Source organism: Nocardia sp. NPDC057227 (assembly GCF_042669725.1).
Lineage (GTDB): Bacteria > Actinomycetota > Actinomycetes > Mycobacteriales > Mycobacteriaceae > Nocardia > Nocardia asteroides_A.
Genome location: NZ_JBHUXA010000012.1, coordinates 17,011 through 35,687, shown reverse-complemented (window position 1 = coordinate 35,687; position 18,677 = coordinate 17,011). Strand labels below are relative to the sequence as shown.

The 18,677-nt window shown below is 69.4% G+C and carries 18 protein-coding genes; 16 read left to right on the top strand and 2 right to left on the bottom strand.

Going from position 1 to position 18,677, the window contains the following annotated elements; all coding sequences use genetic code 11:
* Positions 1-3 precede the first annotated feature (3 nt).
* The 13 genes from ACFUJ1_RS18180 (at position 4) to ACFUJ1_RS18120 (ending at position 13,110) form a co-directional block, all read left to right on the top strand.
* On the top strand, positions 4-1,116 hold the full coding sequence (locus ACFUJ1_RS18180) for a C40 family peptidase (RefSeq protein ID WP_378646993.1): 1,113 nt from the start codon (positions 4-6) through the stop codon (positions 1,114-1,116).
* A complete protein-coding gene (locus ACFUJ1_RS18175; protein ID WP_378646991.1) occupies positions 1,113-1,778 on the top strand; it encodes a hypothetical protein in 666 nt (221 codons plus the stop codon). Before ACFUJ1_RS18180 ends, ACFUJ1_RS18175 begins: the two co-directional genes overlap by 4 nt.
* Complete coding sequence (locus tag ACFUJ1_RS18170; RefSeq protein ID WP_378646989.1) at positions 1,775-2,305, top strand: hypothetical protein; 531 nt, start codon at positions 1,775-1,777, stop codon at positions 2,303-2,305. Before ACFUJ1_RS18175 ends, ACFUJ1_RS18170 begins: the two co-directional genes overlap by 4 nt.
* Positions 2,302-3,435: a hypothetical protein gene (locus ACFUJ1_RS18165; protein WP_378646987.1), complete on the top strand. Its 1,134-nt coding sequence runs from the start codon at positions 2,302-2,304 to the stop codon at positions 3,433-3,435. The genes ACFUJ1_RS18170 and ACFUJ1_RS18165 overlap by 4 nt, the downstream gene beginning before the upstream one ends.
* Before the next feature lie 55 nt (positions 3,436-3,490).
* Positions 3,491-4,426, top strand: coding sequence for a hypothetical protein (locus tag ACFUJ1_RS18160; protein WP_378646985.1), 936 nt, complete (start codon positions 3,491-3,493; stop codon positions 4,424-4,426).
* Between the two features lie 9 nt (positions 4,427-4,435).
* Positions 4,436-5,395, top strand: coding sequence for a hypothetical protein (locus ACFUJ1_RS18155; protein WP_378646983.1), 960 nt, complete (start codon positions 4,436-4,438; stop codon positions 5,393-5,395).
* Between the two features lie 250 nt (positions 5,396-5,645).
* On the top strand, positions 5,646-6,875 hold the full coding sequence (locus tag ACFUJ1_RS18150) for a hypothetical protein (protein ID WP_378646981.1): 1,230 nt from the start codon (positions 5,646-5,648) through the stop codon (positions 6,873-6,875).
* Positions 6,876-6,929: 54 nt separating this feature from the next.
* Positions 6,930-8,783 carry a type IV secretory system conjugative DNA transfer family protein gene (locus ACFUJ1_RS18145; protein WP_378646979.1) on the top strand — a complete coding sequence of 618 codons (1,854 nt, stop codon included), beginning with the start codon at positions 6,930-6,932 and terminating at the stop codon, positions 8,781-8,783.
* Positions 8,780-9,679, top strand: coding sequence for a DUF4913 domain-containing protein (locus ACFUJ1_RS18140; RefSeq protein ID WP_378646977.1), 900 nt, complete (start codon positions 8,780-8,782; stop codon positions 9,677-9,679). The genes ACFUJ1_RS18145 and ACFUJ1_RS18140 overlap by 4 nt, the downstream gene beginning before the upstream one ends.
* Positions 9,676-10,584, top strand: coding sequence for a hypothetical protein (locus ACFUJ1_RS18135; RefSeq protein WP_378646975.1), 909 nt, complete (start codon positions 9,676-9,678; stop codon positions 10,582-10,584). The genes ACFUJ1_RS18140 and ACFUJ1_RS18135 overlap by 4 nt, the downstream gene beginning before the upstream one ends.
* A gap of 169 nt (positions 10,585-10,753) precedes the next feature.
* Positions 10,754-11,671, top strand: coding sequence for a hypothetical protein (locus tag ACFUJ1_RS18130; protein ID WP_378646973.1), 918 nt, complete (start codon positions 10,754-10,756; stop codon positions 11,669-11,671).
* Positions 11,668-12,591, top strand: coding sequence for a hypothetical protein (locus ACFUJ1_RS18125; RefSeq protein WP_378646971.1), 924 nt, complete (start codon positions 11,668-11,670; stop codon positions 12,589-12,591). Before ACFUJ1_RS18130 ends, ACFUJ1_RS18125 begins: the two co-directional genes overlap by 4 nt.
* Before the next feature lie 168 nt (positions 12,592-12,759).
* Entirely contained in the window at positions 12,760-13,110 is a 351-nt protein-coding gene (locus ACFUJ1_RS18120; RefSeq protein WP_378646969.1) for a hypothetical protein, read from the top strand.
* 610 nt (positions 13,111-13,720) lie between these two features.
* Here the strand turns inward: ACFUJ1_RS18120 and ACFUJ1_RS18115 are convergent.
* Positions 13,721-14,926: a multiprotein-bridging factor 1 family protein gene (locus ACFUJ1_RS18115; RefSeq protein WP_378646967.1), complete on the bottom strand. Its 1,206-nt coding sequence runs from the start codon at positions 14,924-14,926 to the stop codon at positions 13,721-13,723.
* A gap of 338 nt (positions 14,927-15,264) precedes the next feature.
* Here ACFUJ1_RS18115 and ACFUJ1_RS18110 point away from each other — a divergent pair, with 338 nt between their 5' ends.
* Complete coding sequence (locus ACFUJ1_RS18110) at positions 15,265-16,296, top strand: hypothetical protein (protein ID WP_378646965.1); 1,032 nt, start codon at positions 15,265-15,267, stop codon at positions 16,294-16,296.
* Here ACFUJ1_RS18110 and ACFUJ1_RS18105 read toward each other — a convergent pair.
* On the bottom strand, positions 16,228-16,827 hold the full coding sequence (locus ACFUJ1_RS18105) for an NUDIX hydrolase (RefSeq protein WP_378646963.1): 600 nt from the start codon (positions 16,825-16,827) through the stop codon (positions 16,228-16,230). The two genes, ACFUJ1_RS18110 and ACFUJ1_RS18105, sit on opposite strands and share 69 nt — an antisense overlap.
* A gap of 235 nt (positions 16,828-17,062) precedes the next feature.
* Between ACFUJ1_RS18105 and ACFUJ1_RS18100 the strand changes: the two genes are divergently transcribed.
* Both ACFUJ1_RS18100 and ACFUJ1_RS18095 read left to right on the top strand, forming a co-directional pair.
* Positions 17,063-17,236 (top strand): hypothetical protein, encoded by a 174-nt coding sequence (locus ACFUJ1_RS18100; protein WP_378646961.1) that lies wholly within the window; start codon positions 17,063-17,065, stop codon positions 17,234-17,236.
* A gap of 120 nt (positions 17,237-17,356) precedes the next feature.
* A complete protein-coding gene (locus ACFUJ1_RS18095; RefSeq protein ID WP_378646959.1) occupies positions 17,357-18,661 on the top strand; it encodes a cytochrome P450 in 1,305 nt (434 codons plus the stop codon).
* The last annotated feature ends 16 nt before the right edge of the window (positions 18,662-18,677 follow it).

Here is an 18,677-nt window from a genome sequence, read left to right as displayed (position 1 = left end):
GCAGTGTCCGCCGTCCCGGTGCTCGTGCTGACGTTGCTCTTGGCGGTGGTCGGTGCCGAGCAGGGCGCGAGCTGCACCGTGCCGCTGGCCTCGGCGCACGGCGCCGGGATGAGCGGGCCCGCGGGGCGGTCGGTGGCAGGGCTGAGCGAATCCCAGCTGGTGATGGCGCGCAACGGGGTGGCGATCGGCTTGCAGCGGCGGATGCCCGAGCCGGTGATCGTCGCCGAGCTCGCCGCTCTGGCGACGGAGTCGTCGTTCCGAAATCTGGCCAATCCCTCGGTGCCGGAGTCGCTGAATTACAGCAACGACGGGCTGGGCTACGACCACGACTCGATCGGCCCGCACCAGCTGCGCGCCAGCGTCTGGGGTTCGGTCGGAATCGCCACTCTCATGAACCCAGTCCACCAGATCAACTGGTTCTACGACCAAGCCGAGAAGATCGGTGCCGCGGCCGCGGGGATGTCTCCGGCGCAGCTTGCCCAAGCCATCGAGCGCTCAGCACCGAATGCGTATGCCGGGCAACTAGATCTGGCCCGCCAGCTCTACGCCGCCTTCGCCGATGTCGACCCGGGGGCGACGCCTCGCTCCGGTTCCAGTTCGATGGCGCCCGGCTGCGGAGCAGGTGATTCCGGAGCGCTGGTGCCGGGGGAGTCCAGCGCGTTCGGGCAGGCGGTGATCGCGCACGCGGCTCGCTGGATGGGCACCCCGTACGTGTGGGGCGGCGGGGACACCAGCGGCCCGACCGGCGGCGGGTTCGACTGCTCGGGGCTGACCCTGTACGCGGTATACCACGCCTCCGGCGGGCGGATCCGGCTCCCGCACTACACCCAAGCCCAGCAAGACCACCCCGCTACGCAGGAGGTGCCGTTCGCGCAGCGCGCACCGGGGGATCTGGTCTTCTTCACCGCCCCGGGCGATGCGGACTCCCATCACGTCGGGATCTACTACGGCCGCGACGAATCCGGCCGCGATCTGCTGCTGCACGCCCCGCAGACCGGCCAGACCGTGACCCTCACCCCGCTGTCGGCGTGGGAGGGCGAACGGATGGACATTCGCCGCTACACCCCGCAAGCATCCGCGGGCGGCGGCATCAACTCAGGAGGTCGCGCGTCATGACAATCCTCCCGCCCCTCACCCACGGGATAGGTACTGCGGAGTTCGTGGTCGCCGCGTGCGCCGAGCAACTGCGCACCTTCACCCGCGTCGCCCAATTCCGTGACCTGGCCGTCGCGCACGGCTTCGGTGATCGGACGGCATTCGACCGGTTCGCGACCGCGCTGCTGGAGATCGCGGAGATCGATTTCGAGGGCGTGCGTCAGCGCGAGATCCGCCGCCGGGCATCGGCCCGCCGGCTGGCCGGACGCGCCGCGAGCGGCCCGCGGCTGGTGTTGTATTCGGCGGCGACGATGAACAGCTTCCTCATCGCCGGTGCCGACGACCGAATCCTGTGGCACGACGTTCTCCCGGGCTATGTGACCCGCGGTGACGGAGCGCGCGCGGCTGAGATGGCGGCAGGCCAGGCGATCTGGCTGGCTGGGGCAGCGCGGGTCGAGTGGGGCGCCGACGCCGCGTCGCTGCAGTTGGTGCTCGCGCGAGGACGCGGCGTCGACCGCGACGTCCTGCGGGACAAAGCCGCCGCGGTCGCGATCGACCTGCACGTGGCAGTCCAGTCGCTGCACCACCCCGCCGCCGAGCAATGTCACCGGCCCGGCCCGGTGCACTGGACCACCGCCGACCTGGCCCGCCTCTACGACCAGCACGGGCAGGACATCACATGAACACGACCCAGCACATGCTCGCCATCGCGGCCGCCGCCCTCGTCGCGGTCGGTTGCAGCACCGCCGCTGAACCTCCAGCACGACCGGGCTGCCGGGACGCGGCGTTTCCGGCGCCGTTCGCCGCGGTGGATCCGTGTGCCCCGGAGCAGGTCCTCACCACGGCGATCCGCGCCATCTTCGACTACCGGCCGGCGGAACAGCCCGACCCGCGCTTCGCCTTCATCGCCGCGGCACCGCTGCTCGACCCCGGACTGATCGAGTCCGGGCGCGAGGCGTCACTGGTCTGGGCGCCGGTGACGACCGGGCAGTGGCAGCGCTGGCGCACCGAGAACACCACCCTCGTGACCACCGTCGACATCGAGCGCGATGACCATCCGCCCGACACCGAGACCGAGGTGAACCGGGTCCTCGCGGTCACCGTCACTCCGGTCGGTCAGGCGTCGTTGGTGTTCGCGGTCTACGCCCTCACTGCCCGCCCCAGGGCTGGGGCGGGGTGGCAGCTGGCTGGGTTGGGGGTGCGGGGGTGAGCGGAGATCCGGTCGAGGAGAGTGGCCAAGCGCTGCGGCAGGGGTTCGTGCAGGCGTTGCAGACGGCGCACTCCACCGCGGCGATGGTGCGCAGCCGGGGTGGCGATGCCCGTTCGGTGGCTGCGCACCGTCAGCAGATGCGCCTGGCCGAGACCCGGGAGGGCCGGTCGCTGATCGAGCACGGGCTTCGCGTCGACGCGGCGGGGGAGGCCCGCGAGCAGGCCGCGACACTCGCCGCCGCGAAGGTCGACGAGGTCCAGGCGCGGATCCGCCGCGGTGGGGAAGCCCACCGCATGGACCAGCGCGTCAATCGCCGCGGGATCGAGCGGGCCGACGCTGACCTCGCCCGCCGCACTCGGCTGGACGATCAGGAGTATCGGCACCGCGAGGAGACCCACACCGACCAGCGGACCGCCCACACCAACCGCGAAATACGCCTCGACGAACTGCACGAGCTCGACCAGCAGTACAAGCAACTGCTGATCGATATCCGCGACCGCGCCACCGACCTCACCGACACCCTCACCGCGACCGGCCCCGATGGCGAGGCGATGGCCGCGACCGCTGGCTTCGCCGCCGCCGATGCTGCTGCGGATCTGTCCGAGCAGCACGCCGCCGACGCTGCCGCATACCGCGAACGCCTCATCGACGACACCGGCCGCGACCCCGGCGACGTCGCAACAGCACCGGCACCGGGAGAACCCGGAAAGCAGAAACAGGGTCCCGCCGCTCGCGGGACTGCGACCACTCCTGCGGGCTACGTCATCGACGTCGAACTCGACCCCGCCGCGATCATTGACGCCGAGATCGTCGACGTCGAGCGTGTCGACGCCGACAGGCCCCCACGGGCGGCGTCGGCGCAGCGGGAACTCACGGCGGCACCCGTCACCGGGGCGGGTGCGGCAGCCGATCTGGCCGCTGATCTGAGCATTGCCGCCCACCTGGCCCACACCGCCGCCGAGGCGAGCGACCCCGCACCGGACACCGATGCCGGGGCGGTGATCAGCGAGGCGATCGCCGCGACCGGCGTTGATAACGCCCAGCTGAGCGAGGTAGCGGAGCTCGGACTGGAGGCCGCGGCCCGAGCCCAAGGTCCGACACGGGTGCGCGCGCCGGGGCTGGATCCCTGACTTCGTTCTGCGCGAACAGGTTACGACTTTCTTGCCACAGAAATGAGGCCTTCTGATGAGTTATCCGAGATCGGAATTGGACCGGCTGCCACCGTGGTCGCTGCGGCTGCTCGAACGCATTCAGAACACCACGGCCACCCACGCGCGAGTGCTCCGCTCGGGGTTCCCGGCCCACGACCCTGGCACCGCGGGCAGCGCGGTTCCGGTCCTGAGCTGGCGGGCGCATCTGCGCGCGCTCGAGTCCGAGCGCACCGAGTCCGAAATCCATGCGCTGGCGACCGGGATCTCACCCGAGGCGATCGCCTGGGCGCGCGCGGGCGGTGAGCGCGGGCAGCAGTGGAGCGAGCGCGGGAACGCCCCGCCGATCAGCGGACACCGCGAGGAGCCGGTGCGCGCGCACATGGTCGGGGGCATCGCCCACGATGTATGGCACCTCGAGCACACCGCTGCGGTGATCGCCGAGTACCAGCACCGCGTCGCTCAGGGGCAACTGCCCGAGGATTCGGCAACCTATCAGCGGCTGCAGCGCAATCTGCTCGCGGTGTGGGAACGCGCGGACGCCACCGCCCACGCCGTCGAGCTCACCCCCGCCGAAGGCGCCGCGATCTGGGGCCGCGACCGCGTCGGCTGGCAGCACCTGGTCGCGGTGACGGTGCGCGGCTACGACAACGCCGCGCTGGTCGAGCGATGGCAGATCTACGGCTGGCCCGGCCTCGAACACGAAGCCCACCGCGCCACCGCCAACCTCGCCGTCCACACCCCGGCCTCGCAGCGCGCGGTCAGCCCACCGGTGGTGTGGCGGATGATCCAGGACGCCACCGACGCCATCGCTGATACCGAACCGTTCGCCGTTGGCGACCGCGCGCTGGAGCGGGCGGTGCGGGCCGCGCTCCCCACCGACCACGCCGCGGCCTGGGACACCGAACCCGACACCGGACCCACCTCCAACGGTGCGCGTGGACGCGGCGCCGAGCCCGGTAACCCGGAGTGAGCAGGCTCGATGATGGCGAACCCGGACCCCGTAGACCTGCCGATGTCGGTACTGAGGTGGCAGGCCGAACTGCTGGCCCGCATTCGGTTCCTGGCCGGTGAGCACTCCCGCGTCCAAGCCGCCGGGTGGGCGAACTTCGAACCACGCGAACCCGGCGAGGATCCCCGCGCCGCCTGGCGGGCAGGACTCGACGTCCTCGAAGCCCAGCGCGAACACGCCGAGCAGAGCGCGCTCAGCGCGGGGGCGCAACCAGTCTGGATCGCTGACGCCCGCACGCTGGGAGCCCTGAGCGCCCACCAGCGACCCGACCGCGACGCGACCGCGGCGCTTCCGGCGCGTGCGGACCCGCGGCAGGCGTTCTGCATGGACATGCTCAGCCTGGACCTGTGGCACCTGCAGCGCATGGCCGCAGTAGCTGCAGCGCGCGCCGGCGGCCAGGCCGAGGGCCGGTGGAGCCTGGGTGCCCAGCCCCGCGCCGAGCTGCGCTTCGGTCAGAACATGTCGCTTCACCGGCGCCGAGTCACCGCGCTGGCCCGCGCCGCCGAGATCACCCCGGCTGAGGGCGACCGGCTGTGGGGTCCCGGTGCGGAAGGCGCCCGGCGCGCCCACGCCCAGCGCCTCACCGGCTATGACGAGCTCAGCGTGGCCCACGAATGGAACTACTACGCGCAGTCGCGCACCGATCTCACCGTGCCCCCCTATGCCGCAAACGATCCCGCGACCGCGCCGCGAGCCGCTGTGCCACCTTCGCCACGCCGATTCCTCGATGCCGCCACCGCCACCGCGCACAGAATCTCGGTCGAGGTTGCTGCCGCCTACAGCGACTCTGCTCTCGATGCTGGCGTGCTCACTGCCGCCATCGACTCCGCCCTGTCGGGCGGTCACGACCGTTGGCCCACGCAAACCGACGAGCCCACCAACCTCACCGCTGGTGACCGTTCGCCCGGTATCGAATCCGACCCGTACTGACCTGCCCGAAGGAGTCCCAACTCTCGACCCACCTTCTCTATCTACCTGCGAAGAGTTCGACCTGTCGGTGCTGTGGTCACGGGTACTGACCGCGACATCGAACCTGCCCAGTCAGGGGACATCCACACCGCCTGCTCTCAATTGGAGCGCGCGGTCCTGCCTTCCTCCCACGGAGGTCGACGATGTCCACCACCCCACCCACCTACTTGCCCACACAGGCGGTGCCGCTGCTCGGTCGTGAGGCCGGGCGATGAGCTGGCCCGATCCGCCCAGCGGACGCACCGACCCCGCCTACTACCACGACGCCGACCCCCTCGAAGCACAGTTACGAGCCGACTTCACCCGCTACCACCACCTCCGTGAGATCGGCCCCTACGGCGAAACCATCGACCAGCAGCGCGAATTCGCGCTGCAGGCCGATGCACTGGCGGTGCGGTGGGGCCGCCACGACAGCCTCGACCACCGCAGCCTGTGGCATCAGCTCGACGCTGCCGTCGCCGGTTGGGAATCCCAGCCGGAAGCCACCCGGGTTGCGTTTTCCCAGGTCAGCCGAGCCAAGGCCGAGGGCCGCAGCATGGTCGCGGACTCGGTCTGGCGCACCCTACGCCAAGCCGCGGAGATCACCGGCCACGTCGAATATCGGATCAACGGCTCCGACCAGGACGGCGCTCGCTGGCGGCCTCCCGAACCCGGCCCCGCCGTCGAGCACGGTCCGGCCTCTGCGGCCGATCGGGCTCTGGGCGGGCGCGGACCCGACCTGCGGCCCGAGCAGGTCGAGGCGATCATCGCCAACACCGCCCGCCTCCTCGGCGAACCCACCCCAGACCCCGGCGACGATAGTGCTGGTGCTGGGCTGCTGCCCGCTCACATCGCTACCGCAGCGGTGGACTACGCCTACGACGACGAACAGGTCGTCGAGGCTAGGCAGATCACGGCGCTGCGCCAGCTACAGAACGTGGCCGCCGAACACACCAACCTCGCGTCCGGCGCCGAGGGCTGGGACGGCTGGACCGGGGAGCCCGATCACGACCAAGCCCACCTCGCGAAGCTGGACGCCCTGTCCGAGGCCATGCGCGCCGCGCGTCGCGCCGCCGCCCTGGCTGGAGTCCCGGCCACCGATGTCGACACTGTCTACCGTGCCGGGCTCGAAGGCACCTACTGGTACCAGCAGCCCGGCGACCCCGTGCGCGGCCGGATCGCCCGCCTGACCGAAGAACGCGATCGCGCGCACGCCGAACTCGCCGATTTGCGGACCGCGGGTGGCGGCTCGGTTGCCTCGGCGGCGGTCACAGATCCGGCACCCGGCCTCGGCACGGTAGGCGCCGAAGCCGGTTCCGGACCGGGCGGTGAGGTTTCGGCTGCCGTCGAGGCAGCACTCCCGCCGACCTCGGGCGCGCCGCAATGGCCCGCGCCCGAGCCCGTCGACAGCTCCTACCTCGACTCCGCCAGGCGCGGCGCTGACATCGGGATCGCGCCATGACACCCGCTCACCGAAGCGAAATTTGTTCAATTACAACCGATCTGAGGTGACATTGTGTTCTCCGTACGACAGGCCCGCCGCCGCACCAAACGCGGTCTCGGCGAGGAGACCGCCTTGCTGCTGGCTTTTCTGGCGCTGCTCGGTTTCGGGCTGCTGCTCTGGTCGGCGCTCAACATCGGCAGCTGGTGGGCGGGGCTGCCCCTGGTCGCCAGCCCACCCGCCGCGCTACTGCAGGTTGCGGCAGGCAGCCACGCCTGGCCGTGGCAGTCCAGCGTGCTGGCCGTCGCCTTCATCGCCGTCGCCATCGCCGCCGCGGCGGCCGGTGCGCACCGGTGGAGCAGCGGCAGCGAGATCGACGCGGCCGCGCGCACCATGCAGCAACCCGGCCGGATCCGGATTGCCCGCGCCCGCGACAACCTCGCCGCCAACCAGCGCCTGCTCCGCGACGCACCTCCCGCTGTCCGGGAGCTTCCCGGTCCACCGCTGGGCCGCACACTGGTCGGGGGCGTGGAGCTGTTCGTGCCGACCGAGCTCGGCGTGACGATCGCCGCCGGCACCCGCACCGGCAAGACCATGGCGTGGGCGATTCCAGCCGTAGTGTCGGCGTGGGGGCCGTGCTTGGCCACCAGCAACAAGCCAGACCTGCTGCGGCACACCCGATTCGGGCGCGAACAAGACGGCAAGGTCTGGGTGTGCGATCTGCAGGGCGTGTCGGGCGCGGTCGAGTGCGGGTTCTGGGTCGACCTGCTCGCCCAGGTCGACACCTTGCCCGCCGCCCGCAAGCTCGCCGGGTTCTTCGTCTCCGCCTCCACCGGCACCGCCGCGCAGGCCGCGAACGCGAAGGTCGACAGCTACTTCGATGGCGGCGCCCAGGAACTGCTCGCTCTCTATGTCTTCGCCGCCGCCCGCGCCGAAGGCGATCTGCTCCACGTCGCCGAATGGCTCGGCCGCGACCAGGACCAGACACCCGCCCTGATCCTGCGCCACAGCGACCACCCCCGTCCGGCCGAGCGGATCCTGGAATGCCAGGGCCTCTACGCCCGCCAGCGCGACGGCCTCTATGACATGGCCAGGCGTTTCCTCAACGTCCTCTCCGATGAGGGCTACGCCCGCCTGATCACCCCACCCCAGCGCGCGCGCTTGACCGCGCGGGAGGTCACCAACCCCACGACCCGCGCCATCCGGGTCGCGGTGGACCGGGCGGAGCAGCCGCGCACACATTCACTGCCGCAGTTCATACCCAGCGAGTTCGTGACCTCGACCGACACCCTGTATGCGCTATCGATGGCCGGCCCGGACGGCGCCACCCCACTGACCTCGGCGCTGGTCGGGCAGATCCTGGAAGCCGGCCTGCAGACCGCCCGCGCGCGCCCCGACGGGCGGCTCGCGGTCCCGCTGCTGGCGGTGCTCGACGAAGCCGCCAACTGTGCTCGCATCTCCGAACTCCCGTCCTACTACACCTACGCCGGAGGGTGCGGGATCATCCTGATCACCATCCTGCAGGTCCTCGAACAAGGTGAAGACCTCTGGGGCGCCAACGGCCTGGCCACGATGCGCGCGCAGTCCATCGAGGTCTACGGCGGCGGCATCGCCGCGACCGGCTACCTCGAGCACTGGTCGGCGATGACGGGCCAGCATGACGTCGCTGACCGTTCCCGCTCCCACGGCCCCGGCGGCACCAACCGCACTCTGTCCTGGCGCGCCGAGCCCATCCTCGACGTCGCCCTGCTGGCCGCCCTGCCCAAAGACCGTGCGCTGGTGCGGCTTCCCGGGCACGGACCAGTGCTGGTGCGCAAGATCTGGTGGTCCGACACCACCTACGCACCCCTGATTCGTGCCTCGCTGGCCCGCTTCGACAAACCCGCCCTCCCCGCCGCGAACACCGACACCGGGGGAGCGGTCTCGTGACCGCGCCGAGCCCTGCCGGACCGGGTTCGGTCGGCGCGACGGTGCCGAGCCAGCCGCCTGCCTACCGAACGACTGTCGAGTTCGTCGAGAAATGGTTGTTGCCGGCGATCACGGTGCGTTTGGCCGAGGCCAGCCGGGAGGACACCTACACATGGTGCCGCCGCTACTGGCTGCACCGGCCGGTGGCGGTCCGCTTCGCCCACCTCCATCGTGCTTTCGAAGCTCAGCGCCGCACCAGCAGCGCCACAGCCTTGAGCACGTTCCTGCTCGGGCACCTCGACGCCCACCTCGCTGTGGTGCTCGACGCTGCCACCGGCCCGCTGCACCGCTGCACCCGCGCCCACCACACCCCCACACCGACCCTGTCCTTCGACCCCGTCCCGCCCGGCTACTTCCGCCGCACCACCCCCGAACCGAAGTTCGAAGACGTCTCGGGTGGTGAGGACATCGGGAAGCCGAAGCGGCTCTTCGCCCACTACAGCGACTTCGCCGAGCAGTGGTTGCTCCCGGTCACCTCCTACCGCATCGCCGCCAACAACCGGGAAGGCCAATACACGTGGTGCAGGCAATGGTGGCGCCACCACAGCGTGGCTCTACGGTTCGCCGCGTTGCACGCGGGCTTCGAAGGCGCCCGCATCGCCGACGACGAGACCGCGATGAGCACCTTGTTCGTCCGCCACATCGATCCCCACATGCGCGCCATCCTCGACGCGGCCAACGGCCCCCTGCACCGCTGCACCCCCGACCACCACGTCGACCTGCCGGGCCTGCCCGCCGACCCCACCCCGGCGAACTGGTTCGGTCCCTCCGGTGCGACGGCCCGGGTGGAGAGGCTCGGGTTCGGGCCTGACTTTCGCGCCATCGGCCGAGCGCTGAGCGAAGGCCCACCGCGATGAGCGGCCCGACCGAGAGTCAGTCGCGGGTGCTGGTCGCGCTGCACCGGATGTCCCGCACGCTCACCGAGCTCAGCAACGATGCCGCTGCTCAGCAGGCCGCGACCGGGAAGCGACCCGAACGCTCCTGGTACGAGTACTTCCACCACTACGCCATCGACCGCGAAGCCCTGACCGAGGCCGCGCACGCCGCCGCTATCCCGAAGACCTGGACCGACCACGTCCGCGGCCGCGGCGTCCGCGGCCTCGCGTGGGTTCCGGGCAAGCGTCTGCCCGCCCCGGAACCAATCGACTGGGACCGCGTGCTCGGCGACCTCGACACCGACATCCGAAGACTGCAGGAGCTGGCCGGGCTCGCCGCCGACTACCAGGTACACCCCTCAGCAGGCTCGGCGCGCCTGTCCACCGCTGTCGATATCCACCTGCGGATCATGCGGGCCCGCACGACCGGCATCGCCAACGTCCTCGGCCTGACCAGCGACCAGGGCCACGAAATCTGGGGAGCCGATCAGGACTGGATTCACGTAGCCGCCAGCCACGTCGCCGACCTCACCGTCATCGACCGTGACGCCCGCGCCCGTGAACTCGTGCGCGTCGACACCACCACCTACACCACGCAGAACAACACCCTGCACGGCGCCGGAATCTCGCTCACCCGAACTCCAGCCCTGCCCGACCTCGACACCCTGATCCCAGCGATCACCGCAGCCCTGGCGCCTGCCCGACGCGCCACGACTGTCACCGACCTTGACATCCGCACCAGCAGCACCGCGATCGAGATCGCGACAGACCTCCACACCAGCCGCGGTGAAGTTCTCGACGTCACCGGAGAACCGGACCGGTGGGAAAGCGGCTCCGAACAGGCTTCCGGGCCTACCGGTCCTGCCGGGAACGGGGCCGAACGATGACCGGACTCGGCCCGGGGCCCGTCCGCCGGACTTTCGGACCCAGTACGCACCACGGTCAGAACCTGCTTTCCGGTGGGAGTGACGAGCCCACACCGGGCACCAGCGCGACGACCCACCAGACCCGCCCCCACCAAGCGCGCGACGGAATACCGGCCCGAGGAGGCCGGTTATGAAGGCCCCGACCGAGCCCCAGACCAGAGTGCTGGCCGCGATCCAGCACCGGGCACGCATCCTCGCCACCGAGAAAACATCCGCCACCGGGCAGCGGTCCCCGCTCGACGGTGCACCGCAGCAGCCGAGCCCCGAATCCCGACGCCACCACATCGCCGTGCGCCGCGCGCTGGTCGAGGTCGCCCGTGCCGGAGCGGTCCCCGCCGCGTGGATCGCCCACGCCATCCGCGAAGGTGATCAAGGGCTGCCCTTCGACCCCGACACCGCGCTGCCCGAGCCCGAACCCGTGGATTGGGACACCGTGCTGGGCGGGCTCGACACCGAAGTCCGCCAGCTCCAGCACTGGGCCGCCCTTGCCGCCGCTCACCACGCCTTCCGCATCCCCGGCACCGGCCACTACGCCAGTGGGATCGATCGCAACCTGCGCACCCTCTACGCCCGCACCGCCGGAATCGCCAACCTGCTCGGCATCGACCGCGAACTCGGCCGCGACCTCTGGGGCGCCCACCGCGACTGGACCCCTGCTGCCATCGCCACGATTTCATATACTCCCCACCCCGAGCTTCCGGCGCACTGGAGCCGGATCGCCCAGACCTCCACCACCATCACCTCCCAGCACGCTGCCGCCCTGGCCAACGCCGGCATCACCATCACCGAGAGCCCCGCTATCCCCAGCCCAGACACCCTGCTCCCCGCCGTCGCTCGTGAACTCGCGCCCGCCCCGGCGCTCTTCTCCGATCTCGGGAACACCATCGACGCAGCAGTCGGCGCCGCACAGCCGATACGCGAGATGCCAGCCGCTTTTGGTGACCCTGCCGCGGTGTTCAGCCATTCCGGCGGCCCCGAGCCCTGGAGCGGTGATCCCGCCTGGGCGCAGCGCCAGACCGCGCCGATCTGGCAGGAGCCCGGACAATGACCGAACCCACCTCACGCCGTATCAAAGACCTGCCACCCGCCCAAGCCATCGTGCTGCACCGCATCCACGACCTGGCCGCTCGCGGCACCGAACTACGTCGAGCGCGACAGAACACCGCGCCGGGCACTCCGGAAAGTGCACAGCTCACCGACAACATCGACACCGCCGACCGCGACCGCGCACTCACCGAAATCCGCGCCCGCAGCACCAGCGTCCCCGTGCCTTGGATCGACTACGCCCGCCGCACCGGCCAAACCGGACGCCCCTGGGACCCCGACCGGCTTCTGCCGACTCCCCAGCCATCCGACATCCGCGCCAGCCCCGCCCGCGTCGACAGCGACATGCGCCGCATCGCCGACATGGCCGCCCTCACCGCCGCCCGCGAACACCAGCTAGCCACCGCCGGGACCATCGAACCCGAACCAGCTGCCGCGCAACAACTCCGGCGCAACATGGCAGCACTCCACACCCGCGCCATCGCGACCGCCGACGCCCACGGACTACCCGACAAACTCCGGCGACGAATCGCCCGGACCGCCTCGGCCGAAGCCGAAACCCGAGCTCTTCTCTACCGCGACTACACCCCCGACGACCTCGACACCGAATGGCGCAACCACGCGACCATCGGAATCGCCGATAACGCCCGCCAGTCCATCCGATCCCTCCGTCGCACCGGCCGCGGCGTCGGAGTCGTACCTAGCGCAGGCGCCGACCTCACAGCTCCCGGCGCGCTTGTCGAGCATGCCCGCCGCGCGCTCGGCACCGCGGAGGCGCAGCCGGGCGAAGGTATGGACGCGGCGATCGCCGCAGCATTACCCCAGACGCTGGACACCGAAGTCTCTGCCTGGGACAGCCAGCAGCCGCACGCTGAAGCACCCGGGCATTCAGTCCCCAGCCTTGATCGCGACCCACAGCTCTGATCTGTGGGGGTCCAACGGGTTGCATACCGGCGCAGGCGATGCGCACGTTGTTGTCGTGGAACTCCAGCGTGACGAAGACCTAGAGCCCGTGCTGCCCCGACACGGACGTGCTGACCGACTTCGACCATGACCCGGACTCCGGCGAAACAGACCCTCTAGTATTCGCACATGCGTTCGAATAAAGAGTCGGGGCCGCGGACCGAGGGCACCGCCCCGCAGCCCCGATTCGCCAACCCGGCCGGGCACTGGGAGCGCATGGCACTCACCCCGGCAGCGCCGGTATGGGTGCGCCTGGATGCGGTCCTGGTCCGCGACCCTGGTGCCGCGCGGCGGGTGAACGGCTCGGGGGTGGAGTTCGCCGGGGAGGTGCGCGGCCAGCTGACGCACTGGGTGCCGACGGTGGACGGGTTCTGGATGGGTCGGGTGGACTACACCCTGCGCTACGCGGATGGCCGGGCGCTGCTGCAGGTGCGCGATCAGCTGGTGCCCGGCTACGCACTGCGGCCAAGGATGGTGTAGCCGTCGCGCCTCGCCAGAGGCTATGTCCGCGATCCTGGAGAACTAGTCGTACTCGTAGTCGTCGACGGCGAGCAGTAGCGCCGAGGACGACGACCCAGGGTCCGAGCGGTGCGCCAGTGGACGATTTCGTAGGTTCCTTGACGGCAATGAGGGGCGCGCCGGCCGCGGGGGCGACGCCGCCGTCCGCGTGGCGGGTTCCGTCGTGGCGCGCCCGCCCGTGGCCCGCGGGAACTGACTGCGAGATCGGATTCAACGACGGGACGGCAGCAGGATCAGCGTGGAATCAGAGGGTTCAGCCTGGTAGCGGCCTCGTTCGCGATCGGGCATGGGTCCTCTGAGCCGTTCAGGGTGACGAAGGAACCGCGCTACAGATCGTCGTCCCGTACACCCTCGACAGCAGCGACGGCGCTCAATTTTCGTCGACCGGGCGACTACCGCCGAAGGCGAACGCCGGATCTGGGCCTGCACCTCTGACCGATGCTCCAACCGCTGTGGGCACTCTGGCTGAGCGCGCGATTCCGGATGTGACGACCCGCCGCAGATGCCGGGGGCCGAATGCGGCACAGACAGATCACGCAGTTGTCGGTCGCCGCTGGTCGTGCGGTGCCTTTCATGCGGCCAATACGTATGCCTGCAGCGTCTCGCGGGCAGCTGCGGCAGCGCTCGAGTTGGGGAAGTGGGCGGCAAGTAGAGCGTCGAGTTGGTTGAGACGTTTCCGTACCCAGCTGAAATGTGCGCTGATGGGGGTCTCCAGCACTGGCGCGACGGCGGCGAGGCTCGCGTCGAGATCGCCGAGTCGCGCGGCTGCGGATGCGAGATAGATGTGCGAGAGCATCTCGTCGCCCGGTGAACGCTGCGCCTGCCACGCTCGGATAGCGTCCTCGGAAGCGCGAACGGATTTGCGGAGCAGCTGTGGTTCTTCAGCCCACATCAGCGAGAAGCCCCGGTAGTAGATCTGTTTGGCTTCGCTGAAACTGAAAAGTCCGGAGATTTCATCGGCACTGGCGTGGTCGCGAGCGCGGTCGGCGTCATCGAGTAGCGCCAGAGCCCGGTGTGAGTCACCCAGATTGGCGACCGACGCGGCGAGTCCGCACAGGAGACGGGACTCCATCGTCCCGGTTGTCTGGCTGACGTAGTTGAGGCCGTCTGTTGCTGCGTCTCGCGCGGCCTCGAAATTCTTGGTGAATCGCCAGGCCAGAGCTTGTGTGCCGCGCGCCCACGCCCGGAGGGTGTCGTGGTTGGCGCGCTCGCCGAGTGTGAAGGCAGCCTGCGCGTGGACCCGCGCCGTGTCGGCTTGGCCGAGGTCGAGGGTGAGGTAGGCCAGCACACCGCAGACTCGGCCGAGCGCGGTGTAGAGCGTTCCAAGTTGCTCAGGGGTGTGAGCTCCGGCTCGGACGCGGCGGGTGAGTTCGGTGCGTAGTTCGAGTGAGCGTTGGAGCGTCCGGTCGTACGGCTCGAACCGTGCCGAGTCAGCGATGCCGCTGATCCCGTCGTTGATCGCTTCCAGGTCGACGGCGTCGGGAAGCGCTAAGAGGGCTTCGGATTCCCGTTTCGCTCGGTCCAACATGCGCACGGTGTCCGCTCGTCGCGCGAACTCACGTTGATCGGCGTCCCACGCAGCGACCAACTGGCCCTTGCCGGCCAGGACGATGTCGGCTTGCTCGACCCACCCTCGGTCCTTGGGCCACCGGTCACCGGATTCGACTCGGGAGAGCAGCGAGTGGTCGCAGTACAGCTTTGCGGCGAGTTCGCGAAGGCTCCAGCCGTTGCCGGTCCTGAGCTGCTTCAGGATCCTCGCCGTTCGGCCAGTGTTCATACCAAGCAATGCTGATGCCGTCGCATCCACCGCGCACCCGCCCCGTCGTTGACACTTCCCCGATCTGCTGTCTGTCAACAGCGTACGTCGGTCACGTGCACCCATCTCATGCTGTTCTCTATTCACTTCCAGCGGGCGGCGTGCCCCAGCCGCCGTCCGAATGGAGGTCCTATCCGCGCATAGGGGGACGACGTCGCGGTGCAATCGCGTGTGAGGAGGTCTCGATGTCGGATGGTGGGGCGGTGCTGGGAGCAGGGTGCTGTTCGGCAACGGGCCGATTGGACGGGGACAGGATCAGGCTTCTCCGGGGGAAACGTGGCTGGTCACAGACGCGCTTGATGAATGCGATGCAAGCACGCGCCGCGCAGGTCGGAGTCGAACTGCCCGCTCCTTCGAGCCTCCGGGTCTCCATTTCGAGGTGGGAGAATGGGCATCTGTGCCCGCACCCGGCGCACGAACAGCTTCTCCGCGATGTGCTGGAGCCATCGGAGAGGCAGCCCGCCGACACGGGTGTGGCGAGCGAGGGCGATTCGCTATTTGATCTTCTGACCCAGCACATGGAGAGCCTGCGCCGATTGGATCGCAGGCTGGGAGCGGTCAACGTCCGTCAGTCCACTTCGCACTACGTCGGAACTCTGGAGGCGATGTGGCATTCGGCTTCCGGAGTTGACCGCCGGACCATTGCTCGCGTGCAGGCCGACACCGCATCGCTCGCCGCTTGGCAGGACTCCGACCTCGGAGATGTCGCATCTGCGGAGCGGCACTACGTCGCTGCCGATGTTGCTGCTTCCAGAGCCGACAGTCCCGTGCTCGCGGTGCACGCTTCTGCTCAGCACGCGGTTCTTCTCGCGGAGAGTGGCCGGGTCAGGGCCGCTCTCGCGAAGGCCGACTCGATCGAGCGGCAGTCGGCTGGTCTGCCAGCGACGATGAAGTCGTGGCTGGCCGCCACGACGGCGCAGGTAGCAACGCACGTTCCGAACGCGGGTCCGGTGGCGCTCGCCGCGTTGCGGCGAGCGGAGAAGTATCTCAACTTGGCTGATGTAGAGGAGGCGCGGTCGATTCCTTTCCTTTTTCACGACCAGGTCCATCTCATGCGATGGACTGGTCATGTCCTGGCGCGACTCGGAGACTCGGGCGCCGAGCGGGCGATCATCGACTCGATGAGGGCGATGCCCTCGGACTTCAGCAGGGCGCGCTGCGGGCAACGCCTCGATCTGGTCGAGGCCCAGTTGGCAGCTCGGCAGCCTGGTGAAGCGGGGACCACCCTGGCGCATGCCGCATCCGAGGTGGAGGCACTGGGTTCAGTGCGATTGCGGCGGCGTCACCAGCTCTTGGCCAGGCGAGTCAGGCCGCTGCCTATGGCCGAATAGGGCGGCGGCTGACATCAGTCCGATGGCGGTTCCGGCGCCGAGCACCCTTCCAGCCGTCAGTAACCGCGAGGTATCGCTGAGCGGTATCCACATCAGCTCGGCGGCCTCCTCATGATCGGTGGGAAGGCCCCGTTGCACGGCGACGCCCGCGACGAACACGTGGTGCGGAGTCTCGACGAGTCCAGGCATCGGCTCCAGCTCGGCCACGAGCCGAAGATCGTCGACTTCGAACCCGGTTTCTTCGAGCATCTCCCGGCGCGCGCATTCCGACGGTTTCTCGCCGGGCTCGAGTATGCCGCCGGGAGATTCGAAACCGACCTTGTCGACGATCCAGCGGTGCCGGTGGAGGAGTAAGGCGCGACCATGTCGGTCGATCGCTGTCACGATGGCGACCGGATTCAGCCGGACCGCATGGTGTGGACGCTCGACACCGTCCGGGGTCGTGATTCGGTGGCGATCCACCCGGATCCACGGCTGTGCCTCGTAGACAATCTCCGCGCCGTGGTCGGCTGTCCTCGGGGGCTCGACCATGCTGCTCACGCTACTCCGGGCTGGTCGGTGGATTACAAATCGCTACGTTCCAGGCACCGATTTGCCGCGCAACGCTGGGTTCATGAGCAACTCCGTGGAACCGGTCCCTGCGACCGTCCGAATCATCGAGGCATGAGGCGCGGCGGTGCTTTTCACATGCAACAAAGGCTCTCGCATTGACCGATCACCTTCTTGTCCTCGAGGGCCGACGGTCGATGACGGCGAGGTAGTTCACGTGGAGGTGCGCTTCGACCGGTTCCCGGACGTGCGGCTGGACTACAAAGCGTTGGCACCGGTGGCTCGCACATTCGCGGCAGCGGCTGCAGCTCGCCAGATCGCCAGAGTCCGGATCGACGACATTGTCACCGACATGTTGAACCCGCTGCCATGCGCAGCGCTCTGGCTGTGAGTCATCGGCCCCGCGCCGGGCTGTGGCACCCAACTGCCCCCAAAGACGAAGTTCGACAGATCGCCCGGCGGGTGCGCGATTCAGCGCACGATGTCGCTGCTGTGGAGGAGTCACCCTCGAATGTCACTCAACCAGGATTTCGCGCCACCAGGGTGCCCTGTCCTTCAACATCCCGGACCGATCGGCTTGAACGGGCCGGTATTCGCGTTGCATTCGTCCGAGTACGCGCGGGATCCGCATGCCGTCTACGCGGAGATGCGCCGGTATGACCCCGACTTCGCTCGCGTCGAGCTGGCGCCCGGAGTGCCCGCCACGCTGGTGATCGGGTGGGAGTGGGCGGTGCGGATCTTGTACGACGCGGAGCGGTTTCGTGCAGATCCGGGTGGGTGGGTGGACACGGTCAGCGGGAGCTGTCCGGTCAGGCCGATGATGGAGCCTCGCCGGAACGCGCTGCGGACCGATGGTTTCGATCATGGGCGTTACCGGCGGGCCACGAAGGCGGCGTTGGGCGTGGTGGATCTGCACCGGCTGCACGAGGTGGTGGCCGGGCACGCTCGCGAGCTGGTGGAGGCGGTCGCTGAGCGGGGCCGGATGGACGTGGTCGCGGACTACGCCGGTCCGCTGGCTTTGTCGACGATCAATTCGATGATGGGCTGCCCGCCGGAGCTCGGTGTCGAGCTGGCGCGGGGGCTGGCGGCGATGTTCGATGCCGAGGCCGACCCGCGGCGAGTCAACGGTGTTCTCGATGGGTCGCTGGGTGCGTTGATCGACCTCAGACGTGCGGAGCCGGGGGATGATGTCCCGACGGCGTTGATGCGGCACGCACCGGATATGGGTCGCCGGGAGCTGCGGGAACAGCTGCTGACGATGTATGCGGCGGCGCTCGAGCCGTTGCAGCACTTGGTGGTGAACACGGTGCTGTTGCTGCTGACCGATCGCCGGTTCGGTGATGCGCTGGTGAGTCATTCGTGCACGGCCGAGGAGGCGCTGCACGAGGTGCTGTTCCGGGATTCGCCCTTGGCGAATTTGTGCGTTCGCTATCCGGTGCAGCCGATCCCGATCGACGGGCTGATCGCACCCGGCGGCCGGGCGGGCCCGGTCCACGGCATCACCCTGCCCGCTGGTCAGCCGGTACTGATCGGAATGGCGGCCTGCAATACCGATCCCCGGATCACCCGGGCTCCGGACGCCAGCGGGCGAATCGATTACTCCCATAACACTGCCCATTTGGCTTTCGCGGCAGGCCCACATGCGTGCCCGGCTCGGGATTTGGCGATCCAGGTGGCGATCGACGCGGTGGAGGAGCTGCTCGACCGCCTGCCGGAACTACGCCTCGCCTGCCCGGTGGGGAAGTTGGTGTGGCGGCCCGGCCCGTTCCACCGTGCGCTCGAAGCCCTGCCGGTGGCGTGGACTCCGCGCCGCTGATCCTCATCCGGGCCTT

What these genes read in the sequence shown, in the direction of transcription:
- ACFUJ1_RS18155 (WP_378646983.1), top strand. Translation starts at nt 4,436, where the DNA reads ATGATGGCGAACCCGGACCCCGTAGACCTGCCGATGTCGGTACTGAGG.
- ACFUJ1_RS18150 (WP_378646981.1), top strand. Translation starts at nt 5,646, where the DNA reads ATGAGCTGGCCCGATCCGCCCAGCGGACGCACCGACCCCGCCTACTAC.
- ACFUJ1_RS18170 (WP_378646989.1), top strand. Translation starts at nt 1,775, where the DNA reads ATGAACACGACCCAGCACATGCTCGCCATCGCGGCCGCCGCCCTCGTC.
- ACFUJ1_RS18175 (WP_378646991.1), top strand. Translation starts at nt 1,113, where the DNA reads ATGACAATCCTCCCGCCCCTCACCCACGGGATAGGTACTGCGGAGTTC.
- ACFUJ1_RS18125 (WP_378646971.1), top strand. Translation starts at nt 11,668, where the DNA reads ATGACCGAACCCACCTCACGCCGTATCAAAGACCTGCCACCCGCCCAA.
- ACFUJ1_RS18160 (WP_378646985.1), top strand. Translation starts at nt 3,491, where the DNA reads ATGAGTTATCCGAGATCGGAATTGGACCGGCTGCCACCGTGGTCGCTG.
- ACFUJ1_RS18115 (WP_378646967.1), bottom strand. Translation starts at nt 14,926, where the DNA reads ATGAACACTGGCCGAACGGCGAGGATCCTGAAGCAGCTCAGGACCGGC.
- ACFUJ1_RS18095 (WP_378646959.1), top strand. Translation starts at nt 17,357, where the DNA reads ATGTCACTCAACCAGGATTTCGCGCCACCAGGGTGCCCTGTCCTTCAA.
- ACFUJ1_RS18135 (WP_378646975.1), top strand. Translation starts at nt 9,676, where the DNA reads ATGAGCGGCCCGACCGAGAGTCAGTCGCGGGTGCTGGTCGCGCTGCAC.
- ACFUJ1_RS18105 (WP_378646963.1), bottom strand. Translation starts at nt 16,827, where the DNA reads ATGGTCGAGCCCCCGAGGACAGCCGACCACGGCGCGGAGATTGTCTAC.
- ACFUJ1_RS18110 (WP_378646965.1), top strand. Translation starts at nt 15,265, where the DNA reads ATGAATGCGATGCAAGCACGCGCCGCGCAGGTCGGAGTCGAACTGCCC.
- ACFUJ1_RS18120 (WP_378646969.1), top strand. Translation starts at nt 12,760, where the DNA reads ATGCGTTCGAATAAAGAGTCGGGGCCGCGGACCGAGGGCACCGCCCCG.
- ACFUJ1_RS18130 (WP_378646973.1), top strand. Translation starts at nt 10,754, where the DNA reads ATGAAGGCCCCGACCGAGCCCCAGACCAGAGTGCTGGCCGCGATCCAG.